The following is a 26,878-nucleotide window of genomic DNA, read 5'->3' as shown; positions in this document are numbered from 1 at the left end:
TAACAACTTGATTTAAACACTTACTGACTAAATGAAATGCCCATATCTGATAAGATGTATGGTGCCATAAAACCGGCTACAAACCCGCCTATAATACAGAAGCCACACAGCACGAACAAAGGTATAGCAGCGATGATATAATATGCGGGCCTGCTCTCCCGTACTTGCAAATAGTACTGACTGTAATCGATCGGTTTTGCGGGAAATATTTTTAAAACAAGGCGTTCCAACCAGGAAACGCTCGACCCTTCCACAACCTGCAGGCGATAATTTCCGGCCTCTGCTGAAAACCTGCTCAATTCCATGCGAGCGGTGTCTAAACTGTTGATATGAGGACGAAAAATGGACATGCTGATAGAAACCGGCTCGCCGGACGGCTCACGAAAAAGCTTTAAAGTAAATCGATCAGCCGCTGTACGTTGAAATAACCGCCCTTTTTGCCAAACAGCATATACGCCCGCCTTTCTCACCTCAAAAAGTATCTCTTTATCAGTAAATAACTTTTCTGCTATTACTTCTCCGTTGAACATCCCTTTCAACATGCGTATCGTTTTACCAAGTACATAAATGCCTATCGGCACCAGGCAAAAAAAGAATACCCTAAAAATAGTTAAGCTCATGTTTTGTGAAGATACCCGTAAGGTATAATTAGATATGCCGTTTACATAGCAATCAAACGTCTAAGCGCCGCAAACGTTTTAAAAATGTACATGAACGATATAGACCAATCCTCAAACTATCACTAAGTAAATGGTGATCATACAGTCGAAGGTCATGATCGGCAATAAAGTACTTGAGGATCATGGTACCCTTCGGTTAGAGCACCTTACTGGTAAAAGCTGGTATAAAAAGAGGTGACAATACTTTCAGGAAAATTTACGGCGGTGTTATAATGGGATTTTTTTGGTACTTATTATCGTTTAAACGACTTAAAAAAAGCTGTTTTCAATATATAGTAGTAATAAGGTAAGAAAAAACAACACCACCTAAATAGAAAAAAAAGTGTGCTATTGATTTGATGTTTGTTGCATTATCTATAAACGACTTAACGAAGCCGACGTTGGGTTTGCCATACTTTTCATGGAACTTCACCTGGGTGCCAACAATGCGTTCTACAAAAACATAGGCGATATTGAAGACAATTAGATTTGCAAAAAGCATTAATATAATTTTAAGCCAGCTGCTGGCTATCGCATCGCCATATGTTGGCCGGGCATAGTCAAACCAATACTTTAATGGCATTATCGCGGCTGCAAACAACAAGGGAAACATTATACATATCCATATATTTGATAGCCTTTTGTTTAACAATAATAGCAAAAGGTAAAAATGATCAGGAAAATAATGTTCGCTACAATCTTTGCCATAGGTTTATCTTTTATGTATGAATTTTATATAAACAATCAGCCCAACGTAAATAATTATAAAGATTATAACTACGATAGAAACGCAGATAAGCACAAACCGTTTCCACCCTATTTGTGCAAATGTGGCATTTGGCCAGTAACGCTCTTTTAAAATTGCAACCATAAATGCAAAAATTAACAATACCGCAACCCAAAGGTTTCGTTGTACCCAATCAACCCAATACGTTTTGCGGGCGTCCCATCGTTCAACTCCCGGTAGATGAATATCCGTAATAAAGTAGTTGCCGGTATTAGAACAACCGATAGTTACGTTTAATGAATCTTTATCCTTCAGCAAAAAAAATGCAGTTCGGCTCGCCTCAAATTGCAGCCGCTTATTATTATAAATTGTGTTAACGTTGGTATGATCCCAGCCATGTTTCGGCAGGTAATCTTTCTTCAGGCTTTTTATATAAACTACGCCCGATGTTGTAGGTTTGGTAAGTAGCGACCATAGCAGGTCGGTCTTTAATAAAGTAAAATACCCTACAAAAATCAGGAACAATGATGTCATAACAGAGTAGCCAATATATTTATACCACCTGGCATTTTCTTTTGCAGCCATAGGAATAGCAAAATAAACACCCGCGGGTAAAAACACAGCCACCGCACACCAAAATAACACTGCAGAATCATTACGGGTATACATATTTACCAATAAAAGCTCAAGCAAATAGGCAGTCACCGCCCAGGTCACAAAAATTACTGTTAGCCATACCTCGAACTTTTTGATCTGCCTTTCCATTATCTCCTGGCTACTTTGTTACTTGGTTCGAGTTGGCAAGCCATAAACCGGCTTCGGTGAAGCTGTAAACGCCGGCGATGGCTGATGTTAAACGAATCCTCGATATCAAACATGCCGTTAGCATTATACTGAAGAAAATATCTAATGCGAACACCTGTGCCACGGGGTACAATGTGCAGATCGCTGATGACAGCCCAGGAATGAAACGGGTGCCCGGCAAGCCATAACCCTCCATCGCTGATAATGATCTGCGGCGCTCTGTTGAGTAATTGTCTAGAGTTTCGCCACGTTAACATGATGCCGGTAATGCAAAATAGCACACCAGATATTTGATGCAATATATCGCTATTTTTAACAGACACGCCTTGTTTGCGAACAATTGCAAATGCACCGGCAACTATCATGAGGATGTAGAATGGTTGAGCCAGGATCCCTTTGACCACCGAAAAGCATACCCGCGTCTCGGCCGGAATTTTAAGATCATCAATAAATGTTTCTTCTTTATTCAAATGATTGCCAGGCAAAATAATTCCTGGATTTTGTTCAATACACATTGTTGAGCATACGTTGTTTCATATGCATTGCTAAGTACATAATATTATTATGCTGAATGACCACATTCGATGTATTAGACATTGTTTTAATTGCTTGCTTATCTTGCTTGGATCATGTTTCGCCATGCAAGCGCACGCACAAAAAGCTTACGATATAATTTTTTACAGAGCTAACATATATGGCGACCGGACAAAATTGGAGCTCGCCGATGGTTACTTAATAGCCAGCAAGGTTACAATACATTCGCAGTACGGCGATCAGGTGTTTGCCGCAAATGCAAACGAACCGAATGATAAAGGCGACTTGAAATTCGATCCGGAGAAAGGTACAGGGCGGTATAAAGACATGACGGGTTCCTGGATAATACTTAACAGATCGCCCTCGACAAATCACCCTAATAAGATCAATGCTATCTATTGGGACGGAAAAATGCAGAGGAAAATAGTTTTTAAGCGGTAAAAAAAATTATTAGTACCTAACTACAATTACAATCGAGTTATTAATAGCGAATAAAACTTATTGTCAACAAACAAGGGTTGACGTCATGCAAACTTAGCGCCCTGATAACCGTTTACAATTCATGGCGAAAATTGAACCTGATCTTTCCGGCTTTGTACGGGTACGAGGCGCACGCGAGCACAACCTCAAAAATGTAAACCTCGATATTCCCCGTAACGCGCTGGTTGTGTTTACAGGCATCTCCGGTTCCGGCAAATCCTCATTGGCTTTCGGTACTTTATATGCCGAGGCACAGCGCCGCTACCTGGAATCAGTATCGCCCTATGCCCGCCGTCTGTTTAATCAAATGGCCATTCCTGAAGTTGATGAGATCGAAGGTCTCCCTCCCGCGGTTGCCTTACAGCAGCAACGGGGTGCAGTCAGCACACGCTCGTCCGTAGGCAGTGTAACAACCTTATCTAATTTGCTGCGTATGCTTTATTCGCGTGCCGGCGATTATTCTGACGGACAGGGGATCATCTATGCAGAATCTTTTTCACCTAATACGCCGGAAGGAGCATGTACTGAATGCCATGGACTGGGCCGCGTATACGAGATCACTGAAAAAACGATGGTGCCTGATGATTCGCTTACGATTCGGCAAAAAGCGATTGCCGCCTGGCCATCCGCCTGGCAGGGTCAAAACCAGCGGGACATCCTGACCACAATGGGTATCAACATTGATGTGCCCTGGAAAGACTTGCCCAAAAAAGACCGTGACTGGATCTTATTTACCGAAGAACAGCCTGTTGTACCGGTGTATTCAGGTTATACCCACGAGGAAATCCAGCGGTTTATTAAAAACAAACGTCAGCCCGACTATATGGGCACCTTTACCGGTGCCCGCCGCTATGTGCGGCATACCTTTGCTAACTCTCAAAGCGCGCTGATGAAAAAGCGGGTAAGCCAGTATATGCTAAGCAACGAATGTCCACTTTGCAAAGGGAAAAGGCTTAGGCAGGAATCGTTATCAGTTAAATTTGCAGGGTTGGATATTGCCGAACTATCGCGGCTATCGTTGGACAAGCTTGAGCAAGTCTTTGCCCCTTATGCAAACGGCCAGGCTGCTGCCTTAAAAAAAATGGCCGCCGCCAATCCGGAAAAGGTAGTGGTTACCAAACGCATCGCTGAAGATTTTTTGGCTCGATTGCAGGTAATGCTCGATTTAGGCTTAGGTTACCTGACCATCGAAAGAAGCACGCCAACCTTATCTCCTGGCGAATTGCAGCGATTGAGGCTGGCTACACAGGTTCGTTCCAACCTGTTCGGGGTCGTATATGTTTTAGACGAGCCTTCGGCAGGCCTGCACCCGGCGGATACTGAAGCGTTATTACGGGCCCTGGACAAATTGAAATCGTCCGGGAACTCACTGTTTGTGGTGGAGCATGAGATAGATGTGATTCGCCATGCGGATTGGATTGTAGATGTCGGCCCCGCAGCCGGTGAGAAAGGCGGGCATATTTTATACAGCGGCCTACCTGATGGCTTGCGAAAGGTAAAAGAATCACTAACACGCCACTATATTTATGATGACGCGGTTAAAAGTGTCAGCAGTCCCCGTATGCCAAAAGATTGGTTAAAGTTGGAAGATATTAGCCGGAATAATCTTTCTAACTTAAATGCTGATTTCCCTTTGGGGGTGTTAACCAGTGTAACCGGCGTATCCGGCTCCGGCAAAAGCAGCCTGGTAAGCCAGGTGCTGGTAGAATTGGTTGCAGAGCAACTGGGGCTTCAGGTAAGCATTACGGAAGATTCAGAAGCTGATCCGTTAGAGCATAACGATGTGCAGACAACAGGCGGGCATATCGTTAGCGGCATGACGAGGATTAAACGGTTAGTGGTAGTGGACCAAAAGCCTATTGGCCGCACGCCGCGCTCAAACCTGGCAACTTATACCGGGCTTTTCGATCACGTACGCAAACTATTCGCGTCTACCCCGGCTGCTAAAGCTCGTAAGTTCGATGCTGGCCGTTTTTCATTCAATGTGGTAAAGGGCCGCTGTCCGCATTGCGAAGGTGAAGGAATGGTTATGGTGGAGCTGCTATTTCTGCCGAGCGTTTACACACCCTGCCCTACATGCGGCGGTACACGCTATAATCCAAAAACACTGGAAGTGGAGTATAAAGACAGGAATATAGCGGAAGTACTTGCGCTTACCGTGGACGAAGCCGCAAACTTTTTTGACGAAGAGCCTGCTATCAGCCGTGCGTTAGAAGTAGTGCGGGAAGTTGGTTTGGGCTATTTGCGGCTTGGGCAGCCAGCCACTGAACTAAGCGGCGGGGAAGCCCAGCGCATAAAATTAGCAACCGAACTGCAACGCGCCCAGCATGGCCAAACGCTATACATACTTGATGAACCGACGACCGGATTGCATCCGTCTGACGTGGAGCGGTTACTGCTGCAATTGAACCGTTTGGTTGACGCAGGTAACACCGTAATACTGGTAGAGCACGACATGAAAGTAATTGCCACCAGCGACTGGGTAATCGACATCGGACCCGGTGCCGGGGAAGCAGGCGGACAGATTGTAGCGCAGGGTCATCCGAAACAAATAGCGCAAAACAAGCCGAGCCGTACGGCTCGTTACCTCGCTAAGTATTTATAAAATAGGTACACCGGTACTGAATTTTGCAGCCATTTGAACGATAAGTCGCTATTTGTGAAATATCATGAGTAATTATTTACTTAATAGGTATTTAATTATCATTGCGTTATATTTACACAAAGCCAATTTTAAATTAATACTAAACCAAATGAGAAAAAAATTTGCCCTGTTAACATTAGCAGTTTTATGCCTGTATGGGCCTACTGCGTTTAGCCAAAATACCGATGCAGTAAAGGCTGGTGAAAATATCGCAGTGACTTCTACCGAATATGGTAAAGTGAAAGGTTACATCCATAATAATATTTTCACTTTTAAAGGCATTCCGTATGCACAATCGGAACGTTTTACCGCACCGCAAAAGCCAAAGCCATGGGCCGATGTTCGTAGTTCGATGACTTATGGCCCGGTGTGCCCAACAGATCCTACCACAAACGTTAACGACCCATTTGAATTTGCTTTTAATCATAATTTAGGGTACTCAAATGAGCATTGCCAGACGTTAAACATCTGGACACAAAAATTAAATGACGGTAAGAAACGACCTGTAATGGTATGGCTTCACGGCGGTGGATTTACAGCCGGCTCGTCTATCGAACTGCCATCATATGATGGCGAAAACCTGGCTAAAAAAGGCGACGTAGTATTGGTTTCTTTAAACCATCGCCTAAACGTCTTAGGGTTTTTAGATTTATCCGCCTATGGCGAAAAGTATAAAAATTCAGGCAATGCCGGACTCGCGGATTTAGTTTCAGCTTTGCAATGGGTTAAAGAAAACATTGCACAGTTTGGTGGCGATCCCAATAATGTCACCATATTCGGACAATCCGGAGGTGGCGGTAAAGTTACCTGCATGATGAATACACCATTGGCCAAAGGCCTGTTTCAAAAAGCCATTGTCGAAAGCGGAAGTTATGTTAATACGTTCACAGACAAATCTGTTTCACAACGGGTAGCGGCAGCACTGCTTAATGAATTACATCTTCAGCCATCGCAGGTAGATTCGCTTCAAAAAATTCCTTACGAAACGTTGAATTTAGCCAGTAAAAAAGCTGTTGGAAAAGTAAGTGCAGACTTAAAAAAAGAAGGAAAACCGGCTAACGTAGGTTGGAACGCTGTATTGGACGGAGAAATGTTTCCTTATCAGCCTTCTGATGCAAAGGCAATGGACCTGGCAAAAGATATACCACTGTTAGTAGGGACCACAAAAAATGAATTTGCCGCTTTTGCCCCTACTCCAAAGGATCTTACAATGGATAAGGTAAAAACTACGCTTCAAAAACGATACGGCGCTAACACAGATGCGTATATCGCTGCAGTAAAGCAGGCATATCCTAATACTACCAAACCATCAGAATATATCGATATTGAATTCGGATTTCGTTCATTAGCTATTAAACAAGCAGATCAAAAATCAGGGATGCAAGGCGCGGCACCGGTTTATATGTACCTTTTTACATGGCAGTCGCCAGTGAATGATGGCATGTACAAAGCGATGCATTGTATGGATATCGCGTTTCAATTTGATAATATCAAACGATGTGAAGAAATGACCGGCGGAGGTAAAGATGCTTATGTACTTGCTTCAAAAATGAGTAGCGCGTGGATCAACTTTGCAAAAACCGGTAATCCTAATACGCCGGCTTTACCCCTATGGCCGGCTTATACAGCTGCAAATGGTGCTACCATGATACTGGATGTTAAACCTCAAGTCCGCAATCATCCAGACGAGGCATTGTTAAAAATTGCTGCTGCACCAAGCCGATAGAATATCAAATTCTGCGGCTATTATAAAGACTGAGAGCGGAAAAATTTATACCCCAAATATTAGGGTATAAGTTGTTCCGCTCTTAATTTTTGAAAAAGGTCAAAGAACGAATCGCGGGTATCCTGGTAGGCGGTAAAACCCAGTTTGCGACTTTTGGACATATCTGTCATTACTTCAATAGGGCGGCCCAGGTCTAAGTCAGTATGCCATGCAGATGCTAACCGGTTTAACTCAGGCTCTTTCAATTGATATTTTTTAGCCATGCCTCTCCACAATTGTTCGTCACCAGCAATTTCAGCTTCCAACGGGCGAATGGTACCATCGAACCCTGCCGCATCTATTTGAAACCATTCGGCCAGTTTAAACCATAACCATTTCCACCTGAAAACCTCTCCGTTGGTAATATTAAATGCTTGGTTTTGCGCTACTTCGGTTGTCGACGCCCAAATCAGTTGCTCTGCCAGTATACGCGCATCGGTAACATCAGACAAGCCATTCCATTGCGCACTGCTGCCCGGGAACTGGAAGGGCCTGCCGGTTTCTTTGCAAATACTGGCATATACCGCTAATGTGGTACCCATATTCATGGCATTGCCTATCGCTTTGCCTATAACAGTATGCGGCCGGTGGATACTCCAGGTAAATCCATCGCGCTCCGCAGCACTATATACCTCATCTTCCTGTGCGTAATAAAAGTTTTCAATATCCAGCCGCGGATGTTCCTCACGCAACGGCGTTTCGGGTAGTGTACCGGCTTTAGCATAAGCCTCAAACGGACCAAGGTAATGTTTCAAACCAGTTACCAAAGCAACATGCCGAACAACTTTTTTTGGTGATAAGGCTGCGAGCAGGTTACGCACCATCAAGCTGTTAACGCGGATGTTTTCGGCTTCAGTCTCCTTTCGCATCCAACTGGTGATGTAAACATGGGTGGGGTTAACATCTGCCAATCCTTTTTGTAAGCTCTCCGCATTCAGCAGGTCGGCGGCAACAGGCAGCAAGTTACTAATTTCGGTATTGGGGTTGCGGGCAAGTCCGTAGGTCGTCCATCCTTCACTAATCAATTTCTCAGCAAGGTTACTGCCCGTAATGCCACTCGCTCCTACTACTAATGCATATCTCATACTGTTATTAGCAGTCCTGCCGTGCAATTGTTTGCCAGAATTTAGGCAAAGAACACTAATGACATTCTACGCACATAATTTGTAATGGGCTTGAGTTATATCTTGCGTAAGTAAAAGCTTCGCCAGTAATAGCCGCTTACAGCGATCAACAAAGTTCTCAATTAATAGGATCAGGTTTAGCAGGATGTTTTGGATCAAAAATGGCAACGCCTACCCTCGAATCCGCGCAACCATAGTATAAAAACCACTTTTGCTTGAAGTAAACCATACCTTCAATAAAAACGGTACCAGCAGGGTATTGACCACTTTTTTCAAAAGAAGCCATTGGTCTGAGAAAAGGAACGTCAAGTCTGGTTATTGGTATAGATGGGTCATGTTTATTAAACAAAGCCTGGCCGGCACAATAAGAGTTTGCTGTGAAGCGCTTATCGCCATCGTCGCCTTTTTTGTTTTTACCGTTGTAGAATAAAATAATTCCTTTTTCAGTTAACAAAGCCGGCGGACCGCACTCAGTTAATTCACTATCAAAATAGCCCTTTCTCGGCGAAATAATTTCTTTCAAACTCCCATCAGCATTAACAACCGGCTCCCAATCAACCAGATTAGTAGATGTTGCACCATAAACATGCAGTTCGCCCCAGTAAAGCCAATACTTGCCTTTTATTTTGGTGATCACCTGTTTCCCGTTTTGTATCTTTGTAAGGATAGATGCAGATTTATGCGCGATGTTTAAAAACTTGCCCCCGTAAGCATCCTCGAAGATAGGGCCATGTTTTACCCAATGCTTCAGGTCTTTAGATGTAGCCACACCTAACCTTGGCGTCTCACGATTCCATTGTGTATAAAACACTACATAAGTGCCGTTTGCCGTTACAGCTACCCGCGGATCTTCGCACCCACCCGGCCACTCGTACTTTTTTTGATCATCATTTGAAGGATAGAAAACGGGTGTTTTGGAACGGACAAAGTGCAATCCATCTTTACTTGACGCAAAGCCTAAACGCGAAGTACGAAAACCAATACCCACGCCGGATTTATCTTCTGAACGGTACAACACCACAATCTTTCCGTTTAGCAACGCGGCAGCAGGGTTAAATGTATCATTAGACTCCCATCCTACCGACTGTTGCAGTATCGGGTCTAAGAACCGGGTACTGCTATCCGGGGATATAATCGGGTTAATTCCATCCGGCCTTGCAAATCCTCCGAATGCCCAACCGGGTAGTTTATTTTCCTGCGCCAAAAGGCTAACCGGAAATAGTAGCAATAATGTTAACGTTCTTAAATATGATGTAACGAATTTCATAGAAAGTGTATTAAAGCAAAGCCGCCTGTTTGGTTAACAGACGGCTTGTCAAAAGTAATAAATTACGGTTGTTCGATAGTATAGATAGAAAGCACTTCTGCTTCGCTCAATGCGCGGTTATAAAATCGAATATCATCCATAGTTCCCTTAAAGTATGAGGTTCCCTTTAAACTTTTAGGAAGGCTTTGGCCTATCACCAAATTCACAGGCGTAGTTAAAGTTACAGGCGTACCGGTAACTGCAGCAGTTTTTACCAGTTTATCGTTCACATAAAACTTCATTGTACCGTTAGCATAAGATACCGAAACGAACGTCCAGGCGTCTGCAGGGACAACACCCGGGTTGCTGTCCACGTCATGGTAACCGTTATCACCTTTAAAGGTTAAAAACAAGAAGTTATTACCCTGTAATTGAAATTTAAAGCCGTTGTAGGTGTTTAAAGAGAACATATAATTTTCCGGATTGGTTTCATGGCGCTTAACCCATAATGAAATTGTAAATTCTTTAGGGTTAAGATCGGAAGTATAAGGGATCTCGATATTAGATCCGTTCTGGAAATCATAAGCGCTGTTAGCCTGGTTGTACCTGTCAGCAACTAGAGCCGGGCGCACGCCACCATCTGTTGTCCCGTTGATGTAACCGGTCATCAGTGTACCGTCATGGCCATGGCCGGTAGCGTCATTTGCGTTGCCGGTGAATTCCCATTTCGCGATCAGGTTATCGGCAGATACATCCTGGATAAGCCTTGATTTAAAAGCGGCTACTGCACGGTTCAAGTTAGCGGTAGCATTATCCACTTCTTGTTGGCTATAAGATGTAGATGCCTTGGTTGCAGTTGCCAGATCAATAGCCGTTTTAAGGGCCGGACGCGATCCGACAGAATAGTTACCGGGGCGCTTACCTTCTGTCGCGCTGGTGTACAATGTAGTAGCCGCTGTAATAGCAGCAGATATGTTTGTTACATCCGGATTATTGACTTGCTGCGTTGAATCTTTTTTACATGCAGCAAGGTTAAACAGCAGTGCCATAACTAATATGGCTATCCCCGCAATTTTTTGATATATCTTCATGATTTTGTTATTCTTATTTTCCTAATAATTTGTTTGTAGATACCTCGCTAAAAGGAATCGGAAAGAATTTGTTAGTCGTAAAATTAAAATTTGGGACATCTTTCAAAGCATTAGTGGCATAAGTGCTGCCATAACGAATGACGTCATAAAAGCGCCCAAATTCCAGTGCCAGTTCCGATCTTCTTTCCCTGCGGATGATATCGCGCAGCTGAGCCTGATTAGTGGTGGTAATATCCGGAAGCAAACCTGCAGGGACTGCACCGCCGCCACCTAATGTGCTGTCATATAGATAGCTTTCACGCGCACGTTTCCGCACCTTGTTAAGCGGCACTAATGCAGCAGTAGGATTGTTAGATTCATTTAAAGCCTCTGCTTCGATCAATAGCACATCTGCCAGCCTTAAAACTTCGATATTCAGGTTACCATCTCCTTTGGTGGCCAGCGGTATCTCTGAAAGCGGCTGAATATGTTTTTTGGTAACATAACCGGTTGCGCTCCAGCTGGCATCAAACGGGCTGTCGAAATAAGGGTGACCTGCCCGGCCAACCGTATAATCTAAACGGGGGTCAACTATACCGGTAGGTGATTTTTCAAAATTATCCACAAGGCTTTGCGTAGGTTGAAAAAAGCCGTAACCGTTTAGTGCACCGCGTGGCGCAAAGGCCTGGTTTAAAGCATTGCCTTGCTTTGGGCTTAGGCCTGCTGTGTGCAGGATAGAAAAGATAGCCTCGGTGTTATTTTTGGTTGATGCACTGAAGTTATCTGTAAACTTATTAGTTAATGCGTAACCCAAAGCCTCTACCTGCTGTGCAGTTTGCGCTGCCTGGGTGTATTTAGCCTCGAACAAATAAGTTTTTGCCAGCAATGCTAATGCAGCACCTTTTGTAGCACGGCCCAGATCTGCGCCGGTCCATGCGATTGGTAATGCAGCTGCAGCTTCGGTACAATCTTTTTCTATTTGTGCGTAAACCTGTGCTTGCGGTACAGCTGGCGCATCTAAATTATCGGCAGTGGCGGTTTGCAGGCGCAAAGGTATATTGCCGTAATTGTTTGTTAATATAAAATAATAGTAAGCCCTCAAGAACTTCGCCTGGCCTATAATAGTTGCTTTATCAGCATCAGGTACTGCTTTATTACCATCCGCTAAACCATCTAATACAAAGTTCGCCTTAGATATACCGTTGTAATTCCTTCCCCATACGGATTCAACCGCGGAGTTGGTGTTAAGAATATTAAAGTTGTTGATGTTATCAATATCTGCCTGATCACCTGTTAAACCGCCTTTTACAGCGTCGTCAGATGCTACATCACCCAATACCCAGCCTTCATTGGCAAAAGCATCCGTATAGTTTAAGGGTACGTATGCTGCGTTGACCGCAGATTTTGCGTTGGCTGTAGAGTTGAAAAACGTTGCTGCCTGATAAGTACCCAAAGGTGGCTGATCAAGCGCTTTTTTGCAGCTACCGGCCGATAGTAACGCCCCGGCTGCAAGTGTTATATATAAATATCTTTTCATGATCATAGTATTAAAAATTAGCATTAAAACCAATAGTAAAGGTGCGTGCGGATGGGTAAGTACCAAAGTCGATACCTACAGCTCTAACGCCGTCTCCGGCCGAGTTACTGTTGGTGTACATTTCCGGATCGATACCGGTGTACTTGGTTACGGTAAACACATTCTGTGCACTTACAAAAAACCTTACAGACGATAGTTTAACAGCTTTTACTAACCTGTCGCTAAAGGTGTAGCCCAGTTGTACGTTTTTTAAACGCAGGTATGAGCCGCTTTCCAGAAAGCGTGTAGACGGGCGTTTGTTATTTGTAGCACCATCCCATGATAAACGCGGGAACTGGTTACTTGTACCTTCGCCAGTCCAGGCTTGTGTTGCTGCACGTTCTGTAATATTGAACGCCCGGTAAAAACCTTCAATATCGGTATTTACCTGATTGTAAAGTTTGTTACCGTAAACACCCTGGAAGAACAAGCTGACATCTATGCCTGCGTAAGACAAGTTGGATGTTAAACCGTAAGTAAATTTAGGTATCGGGCTTCCTACATAAGCACGGTCGTACTGGTCGTCTATAACACCATCCGGTACGCCGTTTGGTCCACTGATGTCTTTATATTTCACATCCCCTGGCTTAACATTTGGCCCCTGGTAGGCATGGGTAAATACTTCCTGCGCGTTCTGGAATATACCATCTTGTTGTAACAGGTAAAAAGATCCAATCGGATGGCCCACTTCTGTTTGTGTAGCGTAGTAATTGTTATCGATGCGGCCGCCAACAATTGCCGAGCCTCCGGCTAAAGATGTAACATTGTTCTTAACAGTGGCAAAATTGCCTATAAATTCATATTTAAATTTGTTGGCTATAGTGTTGCGGTATCCCAGTTCTAACTCAAAACCCTGGTTACGCACGCCGCCCGCGTTTACTGTTGCGCTACCCGCACCGCCGCTGCTCGATGGCTTAGCCGGTGGAAGCAGAACTCCGGATGTGTTCTTGATATAATAATCTGCAGAAACGGTCAAAGCACTATTGAATAAGCCCAGATCTAAACCAAAATCTGTTTGCGTACTGGTTTCCCAACGTACGTTAGGGTTACCCAACACGCTGATGGAATTACCCGCATTGCTTGCGCCGTTAAACGGATAATAACCGGAAGTTTGAACAAGTGTTGCGTAAGCGTATTCAGGGATCTGCTGGTTACCTAACTGCCCTATTCCTGCTCTTAGTTTGAACAGGTTGATAGCCTTAATGTCTTTCAGAAAATCTTCCTGATCAAGTCTCCAGCCTAACGAACCGCCGTAAAACTGGCCGTACTGATTGCTTGGGTCTAAACGTGACGATCCGTCGCGCCTAACATTAAAAGTTGCTAAATATTTATTATCGTAAGCGTAATTGATGCGTCCGAAGATGGAGAACAAGCCGGAGTGAATTTGGTTGCTGCCGTTTTGTTGTATGCCCAATCCATTGTCCAGGTATTGAAAAGCTGAGCTTTGGTCAGAGAACAAGGTACGTGAGGCACCTAAGGCACGGCTGTTGCTTTTTATAACTTCGGTACCTACTAAAAAGTTAAACACATTTTTCTTAGCCAGCGTCCAGTCGTAAGTTGCGGTATTTGTCCAGTTATAGTCAAATAAGTTGGTGTTAGACTGTGCCAGACTGTTTGGTGAATTCAAAAAGCGGTCTATTCCCCAGGTTGCAAAAAATTGTTTGTAATCTGTGATCAAAAAATTGGTTCCGAAATCGGTTTTTATCCTTAGGTTCTTGATCGGCTTAAGTTCCAGGTAAGCGTTGCCTAATACAGAATAACCCATGAAGTTACGGTTGTAATTATCTGCAAATCCTACCGGGTTCAAACCATCACCAAAAAATTCCGGATGTTCCGGTAAGTCAACAAAATCACCGTTTGCGTTGCGCACAGGTGTGGCCGGCGTACGGAAAAGGGCATAACGTAAAACGCTGGCACCGGGGTTACCCGCACCAAAACCATCACCTGATGTACCTACTTGCCTGGTTTTTGAATAGCCCAGGTTAACGTTGGTACCAAAAGACAGATACTTAGAAAAGTTACTGGTAACAGCAGTACGCAAATTTAAACGGTCAAAAGAGGAATTTTGAACCAGACCGTCTTGTTTAAAATAATTGGCTGATACAATGTAAGTTGAATTATCACTACCACCGCTCACAGATGCTTGCACATTTGTGATTGGCGAGGGGCGCAAAACTTCTTTCTGCCAATTTACATCAGGCAAGCCTGCAATAACGCTGGCGGGAATTAACCCACGCCCGTCATTGGTTGCTGCCGTGTTATAAGCTGCCACATATTGGGCAGTGTTGGCCATCTTAATCAAGTGCTGCGAGGTTTGCACGCCCGTATACGCGTTAACATTTACCCTTGCAGCACCGTTCTTACCTTTTTTAGTAGTAACGATAACCACACCGTTAGAGGCGCGCGCACCATAAATAGCCGCAGAAGATGCATCCTTTAAAACGCTGATCGATTCAATATCATTAGGCGATATCTCGTTGATACCGTTCTTAGTAGGGATACCATCGATCACATACAGCGGACTGTTGTCGTTTATCGTCCCCACACCGCGGATACGAATGTTAATACCGTCGCCCGGGGCACCGGTAGATTGGGTTACTGAAACGCCTGCTGCCTTACCCTGCAGTATCTGATCCGCTCCGCCAACAGGTAAATTAGCAATATCGCTGCTTTTAACCGTTGAAACAGCACCGGTAAGATCCACCTTTTTTTGAGTGGCGTAACCTACTACCACAACCTCGTTAAGGCTGCTGCTGGATGATGCAAGTTTGATCAGCATGGGAGAACCGAAACTGGCAGCTACCGTTTGCGAGGTGTAGCCAATGCTTTTCACCTCAAGTTGGGCGCCTTCATTTACAGCAAGCGTAAAGTTTCCGTTAACGTCTGTCGCGACACCGGTGGTTGTGCCCTTTACCTGAACAGTTGCACCTATAACGGTCTCATTAGTATTAGCATCCACAACTTTCCCGGTTACAGACCTGCTTTGCGCCCTGCTTTGGGTAGCGAAGCTGAGGAAGATAAAAAGGCAAAAAATACAAGCCTTCCATTTCTCTTTTAAAGTAAAATTAATCATAAGCGATTATTATTGGTTTGAATTGATTTTAAAAAACACCGGTACCATATGCTGTAAAATGAGAACATGATGCCGGCTTAAGACAATAAAATAGTTGCCTGAATTTAAATTGGTTTCCAAACGTAGATAAACTAAACGGATTTAGCAAATTATTAAAAAAATATTTATTGGCTTTTAAGAGATGATTTACGGACAATTAATTCCGGCGACAAAACCTTTTGAACTTTACTATTCGAGAGCTCTCCCCCACTCATCCTTTTAAACAAAACATCTATCAGATTTTCAGAAAGATTTTTCATAGGCTGTGATACAGCGGTTATTGGCGGATTAAAAACTTTGAAAAAGGCATGATCGTCAAAGGCAACAACTGCCAGGTCGACGGGAATCTTCAAACCTAAACGATTTATCGCTTCAAAGCCCTGTAACGCAAGATAGTTTGTTGCGAATAGCACAGCATCAATTTCTTTGTTTTTTTGAAGAAACGAACTTATCTGTTGCACTACTTTTTCCGGTTTCGATGTGAACTTTATTTCCAGGACTTTTGGTTTTAGTTGCGCCGCACTTACAGCAAGATTATAACCTTTTAAACGTTCAGCCATTTGCGTTTGATCTGAAGCCAGCGTAACAAATGCAATCTGCCGGAACCCTTCGGATGCTAGGTGTTCTATAGCGACCCTAGCTCCTGCCAAATTATCAATTATCACATAGTCTGTCGCGATTTCAGGAAAATACCGGTCAAACAAAACAAAAGGGTGATTTTGGTCAACCATGAGCTGTACCTCCCCTTCAATACCTTTAGGTGCGGTAATGATAAAACCATCCACGTTTCGCCCCTTAAACATGTTGATCAGTTCTATGGTTTTTTTGGGATTGTCTTCCGTACTGCAGTAAATGATCTTGTAACCTTTCTTATAAGCGCTTTCTTCAATTAAACGGGCTACACTTGAAAAAAAGGCATCGGCAATATCTTCTACGATAAGGCCAATTATCTTTGATTTTCCAGTACGGAGGCTTTGAGCTAGCGCGTTCCTGTTGTAATTTTTCTCTTTTACATAGTCTAACACCAGCGCCGCCAGCTTATCGCTAATGCGCATTTCTTTGGCCTTACCATTAATAATAAAAGATATCGTCGATTTTGAAATGTTTAAATCGCGGGCGATATCGTCCATCGAGATTTTTTTATTCATAAATACCTGAGATTATTTTTCGCTAATGTAGGTTTTTAGCACTCGTAAATACAATTCAATTATAAGACAAGCTCTTATCAGGATGAAGACTGAACACAAGTGGTTTAAAAGTGCTGTATATCATTTGTAACCTAAGCGGAAGCTTTTCTTTAAGTACTTTGCCAAACTTTGAATCCAATATCTAATTTGAAGAAATCAAATTATGGGAATTCACCTTACAGATAAATAAAAGTTGCTTTAACAGGTGATATTTAACTACAATATCGCACATACAATAGCGGACACCCCATAACTATCATAATGAACGAACAACAATATCAAAAAACTAACTGGTTGATTGACACGGTTTATAAAGGTTTCAACAGCAGGGACATCGAAAGTGTCTTGGCACTAATGCATGATGATATCCGTTGGCCAAAAGCTTTCGAAGGAGGGTATATTAGCGGCCGTAAAGCGATCAGAGAATACTGGACGAGGCAATGGAGTGAGATCAATCCAATAGTAAAACCCATGTCAATTACCAAACGGCCGGATTATAAAGTTGAGGTTTTAGTTTATCAACTTGTTAAAGATCATGAAGGTAAGATACTGTTCGATGGGAACGTTAAACATGTTTACGAACTACAAAACGATCTTTTAAGGCAAATGGATATTGAGATTGATCAGGAATAAATGTTGACTCATTAATTAATCGACTGAGTGTGGTTTATGGCTGACTTATTGCAATCTAAGCGCAAAAAGCAATATAATATGGAAACGATCAAAGCATCATCATTAAAAAGCAAAGAACAGGTCACAAATGACCTTGCAGAAATACTGGAACTAGTAAATGATGGTAAAGAAGGATATCATTCGGCAGCTGAAGCGACAGAAAACCCCAACCTCCAGGCCCTGTTCTCACGTATTTCAGGTGAAAGAATAGTTTACGCTGCCGAGCTGAAAGAGCATATAGAGCTTCATGGCGAAGTGGCAGATAACGAAAATGGCGACCTTAAAGGCGGTTTGCATCGTGCCTGGCTAAACGTAAAACAAGCTTTTAGTAGCAAAGAAGATCAGACTATTTTAACCGCGATTACTACAGGCGAACTTGCTGCAATTGAAAAATATAACGAATGCATAGCCGATTATGCAGATCACGCGGATCATCTTAAACTACTTACAGAGCAACGTGATGGTATTAAAGCCGCGTTGGCTGAAATTGAAAAACTGATTGTCAGATAATACATTTAGTTGCTGTGTTAATTTAGATATTGTGAATTCATTTAATAAATTAATTTAGAAATATCAAACTAGCCCAGGCATTAAAAAACCCTAACAGACCCCGAAAGGGGTTTTTTCGTTTACTGGACAATACGCCTTTTGCCCTAAATTATATTCAACTATTGTTTTGAGAACTGTATTCACATGATAACAATACAAGTCTACTCTGTAGATTTATTAAAATAGTCCCTTTTAATTGTCCATTTATCCAAAATAATCAAGCGTAAAAGTTAATGGTTCGATTTGTGTTTAAGCTCAATTAAGTGATTAAGATTGCAGAAAACAGTTGTTATGACTTGTGGCAAACTGTAGCTAATGAAATATAATGGAAAGAGCCGATATCCCGTTACCAGAAGATTATGAAGGCCTTAAAGACGCCTATGAAACCTTACGTAGAAGATGTGAAAAAACCGAAGCACAACTTAACCAGCGTTTGAAGGTTGAAGAACAACTAAGGGAAAGCCAGGAGAGATTCGAGATTATATTTAACAAGTCTAACGTAGCTCATAAAATAATTAACCGGAAACTCGAGATCCTGGAGTTAAATCAGGCTTTGGTAGATTTGTTAGGCTATTCGAAAGACGAAATTCTTGGCACTAAGATTCTTGATTATACGCATCCAGATTTTAACGATCACTGGCAAGAATTACAGACAGCTTTATGGGAAGAAAAAGTAAATCAATTCGAGTTGGAGGGGTGCCTGATTCGTAAAGATGGTTCTGAAGCCTGGGTGATTGTACATACTATTTTGTTTGCTGACCAGGGCGAAAAATACGGATACACACTGTTAGAAGATATTACTAGCCGTAAGCAATTGGAGCATCATAAAGATGACTTTATCAGTGTTATAAGTCACGAGCTTAAGACTCCCATCACCTCGCTTAAAGCACAATGCCAACTCATGCTCCGGCATCTTAAAGCTTACGAAGACGGGCACGCAGATAAAATGATGTCTGGTATTGATAAACAGATCAACCGGCTCACAAGATTTATTGAAAATCTGGTAACCGTGTCGAAGATTGAAAGCAGTAAGCTTCAACCGGTACTTAAACATTACCAGATCAATGAATTGATAAACGAAGTAATTGGAGAAGTTCAGCTGACGGCACCAACCAGACAAATCCATGTCGGTTTTGAACATACGCTAAATTTGAAAGGCGATCCTGATAAAATATATCAGGCGTTGTATAATTTATTGACTAACGCGCTTAAATTTTCGGCTAAAGAAACGGCAATAGAAGTAACGCTTAAGCAACAGGAAAATTGGGCAGTAATATGTATCCAGGACCATGGGCAAGGAATTCCGAGGGAAAGCCTGGAGAGGATATTTGAACGTTTTTACAAGGTGGACACTGCAAGCAGTTTAATAGAGGCCGGTACGGGGTTGGGGCTATATGTTTCGTCAGAGATTATCAAACATCAAAACGGTAAATTGTGGGTAGACAGCGAACCAGGTGAGGGCGCTACTTTTTGTTTTAGCCTACCCTTACTGTAGCACAAACAAAAATTTTGTCAATGTAGATGCCGGAGGTAAACTTCTAAAGAAAATGGGTTACCAGTTGCTCCCACTCCTGCTGTAAAGTGATATCTGGGCGATTTTGCCTGGCCTTTCTGTACCAATAGTCGGCGTTCCAAATGTCACCCTCCTTCCGGTGTAAATAGGCATGAACCCATGCCGATTGCTGATCATTGAGTTGATCGACCTGCTGATGCGCTCGCTGCCAATCATCTTTTCCATCAAACCAAAGGCTTTTTAATTGAACATTGAGTCCTTCGGGAGGTTGATCAGCTGTTAAACTTGCTTTAAAATCGTTTACAGTATTCATTGACGCAATTTAACAGAAAAGCCGTATCTCTTAAAGAAACGGCTTATAAAATAATCAGATTAATTACGCGCAAAGATCAGATCTTTGCCTATTGCTTCTATACCTTTTTTAATATTTTGTAGTAAACCATCACCTTATGAATCACCATCATACTCACGTAACTCCCTGACGAGTATCGTTTTACAGGTGTGTCAATGTATCGTTCCACTCCAGAAAATTCTACGATCTCGGCGAAACGTCTCTTGATCTCGGATTTGCGCATGCCCAAAATAGCGCCGTTTAAAAATATATTTTCCCGGCCGCTTAATTCCGGGTGAAAACCGGTACCTACTTCCAGCAAACTGGCCACACGGCCACGCACTTTGATCGATCCGGTGGTTGGTGATGTGATTCTGCTAAGTATTTTCAACAGCGTGCTTTTCCCTGCCCCGTTGCGGCCTATTATGCCCATGGTATCGCCAGCCTCTATCTGGAAGTTGATATCTTTTAAAGACAGTACCATGTCGCTTTGCCCTTCAACAGTGCGGTCGTTCTCATCACCTATCTTCAAAAAGGGGTCGCCTTTTCCTTTAAAACGCGCCCAGTAGCGTTCCAGGTCACGGGAGAATGTACCCGTGCCATAAGACCCTAACTGATACACTTTTGAAAGATTTTCTACCTCGATTACTTTAGCCATTTGGCACTTTTTTAATCAGAATGCGGCGATTGATTGGTAATAAAAATTTACAGCTTCGCCCGGTCGGTCACATTATGTGACCTTTGTGGTTATAAATTAAACTCTGTACTTTTCAAGGGGTATCGTTCTATATTGATACACAACGTGTTTCATAATAAAACAAAAACCTCGTTAATTAGCGCAGTTGTATTACAATGTTAATATTTTTTGGCGAAACAGCAGGCTAAAACTACGCTTAAAATGCTTCTGCGGCTTAAAACCTAGTTTCACCTATTTATAACCCCTCTTGCTGTTTATATCTTCCCAGGTCTTAGTTCTAAACGCTTTTTGCATGCTGTAATTACATTCAGAAGCAAAAACCGGTTTCATAACTTTCATCGGCCTAAAAGCTGCTGTTATCATTACCATTTCTATTCAAAGTGGGTATATACGGCTCCCCGATTTTAGTCTGCAATCAATTTATGCTAGTCCATTAACAAACTCTTACTAAATTTGGTTACCAAAATTATACCAATGCAGCATATCAAAAACGTTATATTCGATTACGGCAACGTTATTTTTAGTATTGATTTCCGGAAGGCGCAGGCGGCTTTTAAGCAATTAGGAATTACCGACACCGAGCAATTTTTTGGCCACCGGCAGCAAGATGCAATCTTTGATAAATTTGACCGCGGCGAAGTTAGCGAGCATGAGTTTCGTGCTTATGTAAAGGAAAAAACCGGCAACCCTGCTGTTACAGACCAGCAAATAACCGATGCATGGAACAGCTTGCTGTTAGATATCGCCCCTGGTAATCATGATTTGTTATTAAAGTTTAAGGCAAAATATCGTACGTTTTTACTAAGCAACATCAACGCAATTCACTTTAGTTATATCATGAACTACTTAAAAAGTGATTTTGGTTTTGACGACAACGAGCACTTGTTTGAACGTACCTATTACTCGCACCTGGTGGGTAAACGCAAACCCGAGATAGACTTTTTTGAACAGGTACTTGCCGAAAACGATCTAAAGCCCGAAGAGACGCTGTTTATTGACGATAGTCCGCAACACCTGGAAGCAGCAAAAACGCTGGGCATCCAAACATTTTTGATGACCGCGCCCGATACGTTGCAGGCCTTTGCCAAGCGCGAACATTTGGTTTAATAAAAGTTGATCAGTATAAAGAAAACCACATGCAAACAACACTTTTACATCAATACCAGCTGGTGATAGGCGCACGCATAGCTTTGCTTGACTATTGTGGCACTATCAGCAACGATGACCTGTTGAAGCCTGTGCCATCTTTTAATAACGAAAGTATAATCAGCATGTTAACGCATGTGGCTAACTGCTACGTTTTTTGGCTGGCACATTACGGCATGCAGGAAAAACGTCCGTTTTTTAAGGTGAGTGATCAAACAGATATCGCAGTGGTAACGCAATCCTACGAGCAGGTTAACCTGCTGTTAAATGAGTTTTTGCATAAATATGGGCAGGCATTAAATATTCCTGTTACGCTTCCAAGGCACGATAATATACTCACTACTACACCCTTAGAAGTTTTCACTCACGTCACCACGCACGAGTTTCATCACAAAGGCCAGGTTTTAAATATGAGCAGGCAGCTCGGTTATATACCGGCGGACACGGATGTGATAAGGGGCTGATGCAAAATAAGTATTTCGGTTTCGATTTACGGGTAATTATAGTGCGCTTCTTCTTTTCTTTTCTTTCACAATCAAACTTAGCTCACGGCTCATCTGGCCGGCAATGGCAGTATTTTCCTGCGCACGGCGAAACAGGTAGGGCAGTACAGCTTTTATAGGCCCGTAGGGTACGTACTTAGCCACATTGTACTTAGCATTTGCCAGGTTAAAGCTCAAATTATCGCTCATACCCAACAACTGCGAAAAATAAACGTGAGGGTTTTTATGGTCGATGTTTTTTTGATCCAGCAGGTCAGCAAGCAGGCGGCAGCTGTTTTCATTATGCGTACCTGCAACAAAAGCAATGCGGTCCACCTGGTCGGCGCAAAAAATAAGGGCGTCGTTATAATCACGGTCGGTAGCGGCTTTGTCCGGTTGTATTGGTGATAAGTAGCCCCGTTCTGCGGCACGTTTACGTTCTTTCTCCATATAGGCGCCGCGTACTATTTTGGCACCCAGCAAAAAGCCTTCCTGCTCTGCCACGCTGAAATCAGCTATGATAGATGCCAACTTATCATGGCGATATAATTGATAAGTATTGTAAACAATGGCCTGTTCTTTATTAAAAAAGCGCATCATATTCAGCGCCAGGCTATCTATTGTTTTCTGGATCCAGCTCTCCTCCGCGTCTATCATCACCGGTACACCTTCAGAGTGTGCCATTTCGCAAATGGCCAGCACCCTGTCCTGTACCTTTTGCCATTCAATCTGCTCGTCAACGCTCAGCTTCAAACCCTCGTCCAGCTTTTCCAGTAACGAAAAGCGGCCAACACCGGTCACCTTAAAAACAGTAAGCGGTATGGCTTTATCCTGCGCCGCACGCTCTATCGTACGGATAATCTCGTCGCGGGTATTGTCAAAAACAGTTTCGTCGTCTTCTCCCTCTATCGAGTAATCCAATATTGTACCTACGCCGCCATCTGCAAGGTTTTTAATAGTCTGGCTGCATTCGGCAATAGTTTCGCCTCCGCAAAAATGCTTAAAAATGGTCGCCTTTATCAATCCTTTTATTGGCAGACCTATATTTACAGCAAAGTTGGTGATCGGAGGGCCTATTTTAACCAGGAAGTTAACGTTTATCACTTTAAACAGCCAATACGCACGGTTAAGGTCTGTATTGGAGGAGTGGCGAAAGGCAATCTCGGTATTTTCGAAAGACAGTTTGTTGTTCATGTAATGTAGTTCATGGCTCATAGTTAACAGATGGCATTGTTCATACAAGTTTAGCCTTGCGGATACCATTAGTAATGGCCCATGACATATGAGCTTCATTACTCATGGACCCTGATCTATTAACTACCAATTGGCGGCAAAATTATAAAATGATAACTCATTATTCCATGAATAGTTTATTTTTGCCGCACATGATCGAATTTAAGGTAGAGGGCGACTATATCCCAATGATACAACTGCTTAAGGCAGCCGGTTTAGTACAAACAGGCGGCGAAGCCCAGATAGTGGTAGAGCATGGCGAAGTGGTGTATAACGGCGAGGTTGATTACCGTAAACGCCTTAAAGTTAAGCAAGGAGATTTAGTTGAATTTCGCGGAAAGCAGATCAAGGTGATATAATAATGGATACGATACAAAGCGACAATTACCCCATATACTTTGATAATAGCATTGCAGAACTTGCCGGATTTGTAGCCCGGGGCAAATACACTAACGTTTTTATTTTAACAGATGAAAATACCGGCCAGCACTGCCTGCCGTTGTTGCAGGAGCGTCTGGGCGATAATTTCGACCTAATAGAGGTAAACGCAGGCGAAGAAAGCAAAACCATCGACTTTTGCATAGGTATCTGGAAAACGCTGATAGATTTTGGTGCCGACCGCGGTAGCCTGCTCATTAATTTAGGCGGTGGTGTTATAACAGATATGGGTGGCTTTGTGGCATCAACCTACAAAAGGGGAATCGATTTTGTGCACGTGCCTACTACCCTTTTATCGCAGGTGGATGCTTCTGTTGGCGGTAAAACCGGGGTTGATGTTGATGGGATCAAGAATATAGTCGGCACGTTTACCCAGCCAAAGGCAGTTTTCATGGTTGCAGATTTTTTGCAGACCTTACCTCCCCGGCAAGTGTTATCCGGCCTGGCCGAAATGCTTAAACACGGGTTGATTTGCGATGCTGATTACTGGAATACCTTAAAAGTAAGCGATCTTACTGTCCCCTCTGCCGAACTGGTGCACCGCTCTGTACAAATTAAAAACCAGGTGGTGATAGAAGACCCTACTGAAAAGGGCATCCGCAAATCACTAAACTTTGGCCACACCATAGGTCACGCCGTCGAAACTTATTCATTATTGAACGATGCCGACCATCTTAGCCACGGCGAGGCAATAGCCGTTGGGATGATCTGTGAGGCCTGGTTAGCTAATCAGAAAACCGGCCTGCCTGATGAGGACCTAGCCGAAATAACCGCCGTACTGACCACACTTTACCCCCCATATAAAATAGCTGCCGATTGCCATAAGGACCTTTATGCGCTGATGCAAAAAGACAAAAAGAACTATGGCGGTAAAATAAATTGCACCTTACTGACACATATAGGACAATACAGTGTTGATAATAACTGTACCGAAGACGAACTTTGTGACAGCTTAAAATATTACGCCGCCCTTTAAAAATGCCCCATTTAGATGCCCGTAACCAAGCCGTGATTGTATTGGTTGGTTTGCTGGTAGTGCTTACCCTTGTAGAAATGTGGTTAAGCTACCGCGAAAACCGCCATTATTACGAAAAACGCGATACTTTCACTAATATTTATTTAACCTCGCTGGCGTTTGTACTTAACCTTGTTGTAAACAGCAGCACTTTTTTTATCCTCAGTTTTGCCTATCGGTTCCGGCTGTTTCATATCAGTAACCTGATTGCTTACTGGGCAGTGCTGGTTGTCACTCAGGACTTTTTATATTGGGTATTGCATTACACCGGGCATTATTGCCGCATATTTTGGGCTATGCATGTAACCCATCACTCGTCAGAGCATTTTAATTTTACTACAGGTTTCCGATCAACGGTGTTCGAGCCGCTTTACCGCACTTTCTTTTACCTGCCGCTGGCGTTTATGGGCTTTAACCCGATAGATATTTTGTATGCTTACCTGGTTACGCAGCTTTATGGCAATCTGGTACACACCCAATACCAAATTCCATTGCCAAAATGGTATTCGTTCATTTTTGTGACACCATCTCATCACCGTGTGCACCATGCATCCAATATCCCGTACCTTGATAAAAATATGGGGATGGTGCTGATACTATGGGACCGTATGTTTGGAACGTTTTATGAAGAGCACCCTGCCGAGCCTGTGAAGTACGGCCTTACTCACCAGCCAAAAGATACCGGCCCGGTCAACATCCTGTTCCACGAATGGAAGGCGCTGATATACGATGCCCGGATGGCACCCGGATGGCGTAACAAAGTGAAATATTTTTTAATGCCCCCCGGATGGAGCCATGACGGCCGCACACAAACCGCGAAAGTGATGCAGCAAAGTTATAAAATACAGCATGGTTACCATCAGGATGCCGCGTAAACGCTGCTCTGCAGTTTTGGCCGGAAGTACATTAATAAATAAACGTGACCTACCTACAAACGGCGAATAAAAACGATTACTTATACCAAACAAGGATATCCTTCATATCTTGCATTATGAAAAACATTCAAAAAGGCCTACTTATATTGTCCGTACTTTTTTTAGCCCCTTTGTTAACCCGTGCGCAAAGCGCACCGGCAGAGTATCAGCAAAAGCTAGACTTGCTGCAGGCCATGGTGGGTAAACCAGCTCCTGCGTTTAGTGCCAAAACGGTTACCGGTAAACAGGTTGACCTGGCTTCATTGAAAGGAAAGGTGATCGTAGTAAACTTTTGGTTTGTAGGCTGCCTTCCCTGCGAGGAAGAAATGCCCCTGTTAAATAAACTGACCGATCAGTACAAAAGCAACCCGGATGTAGTGTTCCTTTCGTTTGCTAACTCTACAAAAGCAAGCGTAAAAAGCTTTTTTAAACGCAAAACTTTCAAATACCAAACTGTTACAGATGCAAAGGCAATAGCAGCCAGCTACAATGTATCCGGTTACCCGTCACATTTCGTGGTCGATAAGGAGGGTATACTAAAATTCGCCAGCATTGCGTCACAAGATAATATCGACGAATTTTTGAGCGGAAAGATCCAAGGTGTATTAGCGACAAATTAATTGAAAGTATAGGTTTTATACCAGCTAACGCTGGTTGACCGCCATTTTAAATGGTCAGATACTTAAGGAAAGATTTTCTTAGATTAGCATAGCGGCCCTCCGTAGATTCCGCTAAAGATAATTCAGACTAATCGACATTTATCGCCGGTTCGTCAACTTATGACGACCGCAACCTGGGTTACTGGCAGGATCAGTTATTCTGTAATTTTCTGATTTACTGCCTGCCGGTGAGCCTCATCGCTTTGATACCCGGCGTTTTTATGGCTTTGAAAGATGGGTTCCCGATCATTGCCGTTGTAGATTTGACCAGTTTTTTCCTGATTATCCTTATCACTTATAT

At 43.1% G+C, this 26,878-nt stretch carries 26 protein-coding genes; 13 read left to right on the top strand and 13 right to left on the bottom strand.

Going from position 1 to position 26,878, the window contains the following annotated elements:
• Positions 1–20 precede the first annotated feature (20 nt).
• The 4 genes from ACE5CV_RS15240 to ACE5CV_RS15225 all read right to left on the bottom strand — a co-directional run bounded on the left by ACE5CV_RS15240 (position 21) and on the right by ACE5CV_RS15225 (position 2,660).
• On the bottom strand, positions 21–620 hold the full coding sequence (locus ACE5CV_RS15240; RefSeq protein WP_374951051.1) for a hypothetical protein: 600 nt from the start codon (positions 618–620) through the stop codon (positions 21–23).
• 325 nt (positions 621–945) lie between these two features.
• The gene (locus ACE5CV_RS15235) at positions 946–1,242 is read right to left on the bottom strand and encodes a hypothetical protein (RefSeq protein ID WP_374951050.1); all 297 of its coding nucleotides are present in this window, start codon (positions 1,240–1,242) and stop codon (positions 946–948) included.
• Between the two features lie 129 nt (positions 1,243–1,371).
• Positions 1,372–2,151 (bottom strand): hypothetical protein, encoded by a 780-nt coding sequence (locus ACE5CV_RS15230; protein WP_374951049.1) that lies wholly within the window; start codon positions 2,149–2,151, stop codon positions 1,372–1,374.
• Entirely contained in the window at positions 2,151–2,660 is a 510-nt protein-coding gene (locus ACE5CV_RS15225; RefSeq protein WP_374951048.1) for a hypothetical protein, read from the bottom strand. Before ACE5CV_RS15225 ends, ACE5CV_RS15230 begins: the two co-directional genes overlap by 1 nt.
• A gap of 169 nt (positions 2,661–2,829) precedes the next feature.
• Here ACE5CV_RS15225 and ACE5CV_RS15220 point away from each other — a divergent pair, with 169 nt between their 5' ends.
• From ACE5CV_RS15220 to ACE5CV_RS15210, 3 genes are all read left to right on the top strand, one after another.
• On the top strand, positions 2,830–3,165 hold the full coding sequence (locus ACE5CV_RS15220) for a hypothetical protein (RefSeq protein WP_374951047.1): 336 nt from the start codon (positions 2,830–2,832) through the stop codon (positions 3,163–3,165).
• A 121-nt stretch (positions 3,166–3,286) separates the two neighbouring features.
• Positions 3,287–5,809 carry an excinuclease ABC subunit UvrA gene (gene uvrA / locus ACE5CV_RS15215; RefSeq protein ID WP_374951046.1) on the top strand — a complete coding sequence of 841 codons (2,523 nt, stop codon included), beginning with the start codon at positions 3,287–3,289 and terminating at the stop codon, positions 5,807–5,809.
• Positions 5,810–5,957: 148 nt separating this feature from the next.
• The gene (locus tag ACE5CV_RS15210) at positions 5,958–7,574 is read left to right on the top strand and encodes a carboxylesterase/lipase family protein (protein ID WP_374951045.1); all 1,617 of its coding nucleotides are present in this window, start codon (positions 5,958–5,960) and stop codon (positions 7,572–7,574) included.
• Positions 7,575–7,633: 59 nt separating this feature from the next.
• Here ACE5CV_RS15210 and ACE5CV_RS15205 read toward each other — a convergent pair whose 3' ends face one another.
• The 6 genes from ACE5CV_RS15205 to ACE5CV_RS15180 all read right to left on the bottom strand — a co-directional run bounded on the left by ACE5CV_RS15205 (position 7,634) and on the right by ACE5CV_RS15180 (position 16,889).
• A complete protein-coding gene (locus ACE5CV_RS15205) occupies positions 7,634–8,698 on the bottom strand; it encodes an SDR family oxidoreductase (protein WP_374951044.1) in 1,065 nt (354 codons plus the stop codon).
• 157 nt (positions 8,699–8,855) lie between these two features.
• Entirely contained in the window at positions 8,856–10,004 is a 1,149-nt protein-coding gene (locus ACE5CV_RS15200) for a glycoside hydrolase family 130 protein (RefSeq protein ID WP_374951043.1), read from the bottom strand.
• Between the two features lie 62 nt (positions 10,005–10,066).
• Positions 10,067–11,074: a LamG-like jellyroll fold domain-containing protein gene (locus ACE5CV_RS15195; RefSeq protein WP_374951042.1), complete on the bottom strand. Its 1,008-nt coding sequence runs from the start codon at positions 11,072–11,074 to the stop codon at positions 10,067–10,069.
• Positions 11,075–11,087: 13 nt separating this feature from the next.
• The gene (locus ACE5CV_RS15190) at positions 11,088–12,590 is read right to left on the bottom strand and encodes a RagB/SusD family nutrient uptake outer membrane protein (protein ID WP_374951041.1); all 1,503 of its coding nucleotides are present in this window, start codon (positions 12,588–12,590) and stop codon (positions 11,088–11,090) included.
• Positions 12,591–12,600: 10 nt separating this feature from the next.
• Complete coding sequence (locus tag ACE5CV_RS15185) at positions 12,601–15,702, bottom strand: SusC/RagA family TonB-linked outer membrane protein (protein WP_374951040.1); 3,102 nt, start codon at positions 15,700–15,702, stop codon at positions 12,601–12,603.
• Between the two features lie 164 nt (positions 15,703–15,866).
• Positions 15,867–16,889, bottom strand: coding sequence for a LacI family DNA-binding transcriptional regulator (locus tag ACE5CV_RS15180; protein WP_374951039.1), 1,023 nt, complete (start codon positions 16,887–16,889; stop codon positions 15,867–15,869).
• Positions 16,890–17,189: 300 nt separating this feature from the next.
• Here ACE5CV_RS15180 and ACE5CV_RS15175 point away from each other — a divergent pair, with 300 nt between their 5' ends.
• The 3 genes from ACE5CV_RS15175 (at position 17,190) to ACE5CV_RS15165 (ending at position 19,644) form a co-directional block, all read left to right on the top strand.
• The gene (locus ACE5CV_RS15175; RefSeq protein WP_374951038.1) at positions 17,190–17,561 is read left to right on the top strand and encodes a nuclear transport factor 2 family protein; all 372 of its coding nucleotides are present in this window, start codon (positions 17,190–17,192) and stop codon (positions 17,559–17,561) included.
• Positions 17,562–17,639: 78 nt separating this feature from the next.
• Positions 17,640–18,110 carry a PA2169 family four-helix-bundle protein gene (locus tag ACE5CV_RS15170; RefSeq protein WP_374951037.1) on the top strand — a complete coding sequence of 157 codons (471 nt, stop codon included), beginning with the start codon at positions 17,640–17,642 and terminating at the stop codon, positions 18,108–18,110.
• Between the two features lie 364 nt (positions 18,111–18,474).
• Complete coding sequence (locus ACE5CV_RS15165) at positions 18,475–19,644, top strand: ATP-binding protein (RefSeq protein WP_374951036.1); 1,170 nt, start codon at positions 18,475–18,477, stop codon at positions 19,642–19,644.
• 43 nt (positions 19,645–19,687) lie between these two features.
• On the opposite strand, the gene ACE5CV_RS15160 is transcribed toward ACE5CV_RS15165, so the two are convergent.
• Together ACE5CV_RS15160 and ACE5CV_RS15155 are read right to left on the bottom strand one after the other, a co-directional pair.
• Entirely contained in the window at positions 19,688–19,975 is a 288-nt protein-coding gene (locus tag ACE5CV_RS15160; protein WP_374951035.1) for a hypothetical protein, read from the bottom strand.
• 97 nt (positions 19,976–20,072) lie between these two features.
• Positions 20,073–20,651 (bottom strand): ABC transporter ATP-binding protein, encoded by a 579-nt coding sequence (locus ACE5CV_RS15155; RefSeq protein ID WP_374951034.1) that lies wholly within the window; start codon positions 20,649–20,651, stop codon positions 20,073–20,075.
• A 513-nt stretch (positions 20,652–21,164) separates the two neighbouring features.
• Here ACE5CV_RS15155 and ACE5CV_RS15150 point away from each other — a divergent pair.
• Positions 21,165–21,797: an HAD family hydrolase gene (locus ACE5CV_RS15150; RefSeq protein WP_374951033.1), complete on the top strand. Its 633-nt coding sequence runs from the start codon at positions 21,165–21,167 to the stop codon at positions 21,795–21,797.
• Between the two features lie 29 nt (positions 21,798–21,826).
• Entirely contained in the window at positions 21,827–22,300 is a 474-nt protein-coding gene (locus ACE5CV_RS15145; protein WP_374951032.1) for a DinB family protein, read from the top strand.
• Positions 22,301–22,336: 36 nt separating this feature from the next.
• Here ACE5CV_RS15145 and ACE5CV_RS15140 read toward each other — a convergent pair whose 3' ends face one another.
• Positions 22,337–23,533: a proline dehydrogenase family protein gene (locus ACE5CV_RS15140; RefSeq protein ID WP_374951031.1), complete on the bottom strand. Its 1,197-nt coding sequence runs from the start codon at positions 23,531–23,533 to the stop codon at positions 22,337–22,339.
• A 170-nt stretch (positions 23,534–23,703) separates the two neighbouring features.
• Here ACE5CV_RS15140 and ACE5CV_RS15135 point away from each other — a divergent pair, with 170 nt between their 5' ends.
• The 5 genes from ACE5CV_RS15135 to ACE5CV_RS15115 form a co-directional block, all read left to right on the top strand.
• A complete protein-coding gene (locus ACE5CV_RS15135) occupies positions 23,704–23,910 on the top strand; it encodes an RNA-binding S4 domain-containing protein (RefSeq protein ID WP_374951086.1) in 207 nt (68 codons plus the stop codon).
• A 2-nt stretch (positions 23,911–23,912) separates the two neighbouring features.
• Positions 23,913–24,965 (top strand): 3-dehydroquinate synthase, encoded by a 1,053-nt coding sequence (aroB, locus tag ACE5CV_RS15130; RefSeq protein ID WP_374951030.1) that lies wholly within the window; start codon positions 23,913–23,915, stop codon positions 24,963–24,965.
• Positions 24,966–24,967: 2 nt separating this feature from the next.
• On the top strand, positions 24,968–25,879 hold the full coding sequence (locus tag ACE5CV_RS15125; protein WP_374951029.1) for a sterol desaturase family protein: 912 nt from the start codon (positions 24,968–24,970) through the stop codon (positions 25,877–25,879).
• Positions 25,880–25,995: 116 nt separating this feature from the next.
• Positions 25,996–26,538, top strand: coding sequence for a TlpA family protein disulfide reductase (locus tag ACE5CV_RS15120; protein ID WP_374951028.1), 543 nt, complete (start codon positions 25,996–25,998; stop codon positions 26,536–26,538).
• 140 nt (positions 26,539–26,678) lie between these two features.
• The coding region (locus ACE5CV_RS15115) for a hypothetical protein (RefSeq protein WP_374951085.1) at positions 26,679–26,878 on the top strand (200 nt) is incomplete at its 3' end.

The sequence above is a fragment of the Mucilaginibacter sp. genome, from assembly GCF_964263795.1.
Taxonomy (GTDB): Bacteria; Bacteroidota; Bacteroidia; order Sphingobacteriales; family Sphingobacteriaceae; genus Mucilaginibacter.
The sequence above is the reverse complement of the archived record's forward strand: the minus strand, read 5'-3'. Positions and strand labels throughout refer to the sequence as shown.